Annotated in this window: 2 protein-coding genes and 1 pseudogene; 2 read left to right on the plus strand and 1 reads right to left on the minus strand. The window is 63.3% G+C overall.

From position 1 onward, the window contains the following. Positions 1-5 precede the first annotated feature (5 nt). Entirely contained in the window at positions 6-908 is a 903-nt protein-coding gene (locus tag U9980_RS18275) for an acyl-CoA dehydrogenase family protein (protein WP_322769031.1), read from the plus strand. 36 nt (positions 909-944) lie between these two features. Next, positions 945-1,456, plus strand: a pseudogene (locus tag U9980_RS18280) (transposase); the annotation flags it as partial. 103 nt (positions 1,457-1,559) lie between these two features. On the opposite strand, the gene U9980_RS18285 reads toward U9980_RS18280, so the two are convergent. Then, a partial coding sequence (locus U9980_RS18285; RefSeq protein ID WP_322769026.1) for a hypothetical protein occupies positions 1,560-1,739 on the minus strand: 180 nt, incomplete at its 5' end.

Consider the following 1,739-nt stretch of genomic DNA (forward strand, 5'->3'; position numbering starts at 1 on the left):
TCCCGCTGGATGACCAGATCCCGGGTCGCGGGCGGGGAGAGTTTCAGCATGCGCTGGAGGAGATGGCTGCTCAGGTTCATCGTTCTCCCAAGTCTGGAATTTGGGTTTCCTCTTTGAGGGAGTTCTACTCTCGTGAAGCGAGAGATAAAAATATGCGAATAATACCTGTCAAGCTGGCCAGCCGGTACGAAGCGGAGGGCTGGTGGACGCCGGACACGATCGGAGACCTGCTGACGCGTGGGCTCGCGGCCGTGGTGCGCTGTAAGGCCGGACACCCCATGCCCACGCTTGACCAGGTGCGGGCCCACTTCGACCGCTGCGGCCTGGCCCGGCAGAAGTGGCCGCAGGAGCTGCACGCGGTTGACGACTTTCCGCGGCCGGCGAGCGGAAAGATCCAGAAGTTCCTCCTCCGTCGGGACATTGCATGGCGTCAGGGAAGAGAATATTATTCTCTTAATCAGCAATGGAGGATCTCGATGCTGTCGCGCAACGTGTCCCATCCGCGTTCCGACGCCGAGAACCACCTCCGCGCGGCCCGCGGTGCGCACGCGATCGCCTGCGACTACGCAAAGGTTCGTCGGCAGTACGGCAGGACGATCGGTTCCTTCCAGGCCGTGGCGCATCTGCTGGCCGAGGCCCTCGCCCTGATCGAGGGCTCGGTGAGCGTCCTGCGGCACGCGGCGTGGGCCGTCGACGAGCTGACCCCGGCGCAAGCGGTGCAGGCCGCCCGGATCGCGAAGGTCTACTGCCAGCGTGCCGCCCGGAGCATCTGCGAAACGGCTGTGCAGGTGCACGGCGGCATCGGCAACACCTGGGAGTGCCTCGTCCACGTGTACCTGCGGCGGGTCCTGGTGTCCACCGAGATGTTCCCTGTGAGCCTGGAGGAGGTCGCTCGTGGATTTCCGTGACTCGCCGGCGGAGGCGGCGTTCCGGGACCAGCTGCGGGTCTGCCTGAGGCGATTACGTCGGTGTTTCCGGACACGGTCGTGCAAACATGCGCGTGCACGTGGTCCGTAATGCGATGCGGTTTGTTTCTTACGGCGACCGGAAGAAGGTGGCTGCGGCCATGCGGGCCATGTATACCGCGCCGTCGGTCGAGGCCGCTGAAGCAGCGCTCGGGGAGTTGGAAAATGAATACGGCCGGCAGTATCCCGGCGTGATCGACGTGTGGAAGCGGGCCTGGGCCGAGTTTATTCCGTTCCTGGACTATCCGCCCGAGCTCCGTAAGGTCGTGTACGCCAGGAACCTTATCGAGTCTATCAACTTCCAGCTTCGGAAGATAACGAAAACCCGCGGGCATTTCCCGTCGGATGAGGCGGCAATGAAGCTTCTCTACCTGGGAATCCGGAATATTTCGACCAAACGTGGAGGCGAGAACGGGACCGGCACTCAGGGATGGAAGCAGGCGCTGAACACCATGGTGATTCTGTTCCCGGGCAGGCTCCCTCTTCACTAATCGAAGATTAGATCACATCATCGTTAGGACAACGCCTGCCCATCCTTACACGTAAAACTTGGCAAGCCCGCTCGCCCCCCGACCGACTGCTCGAAAAGGACATTCACGACGAATCCACCGGCAGCCCCGCCACCGCCACCGGCACGGACACCACTGGCACCGTCGCCCGCACCCTGGTGACCAGCTCGTCGGCACCGTCGGCACCACGCGCCTGATCGTCCGCTGCGTCCCCCGCCGATAATCGTCGGTAGTGGCGTAGGTCGCGGCTGTACGGTTTCAGCGC

Origin of the sequence: Protofrankia sp. Cr1 (assembly GCF_963555865.1) — a bacterium.
Taxonomy (GTDB): Bacteria; Actinomycetota; Actinomycetes; order Frankiales; family Frankiaceae; genus Protofrankia.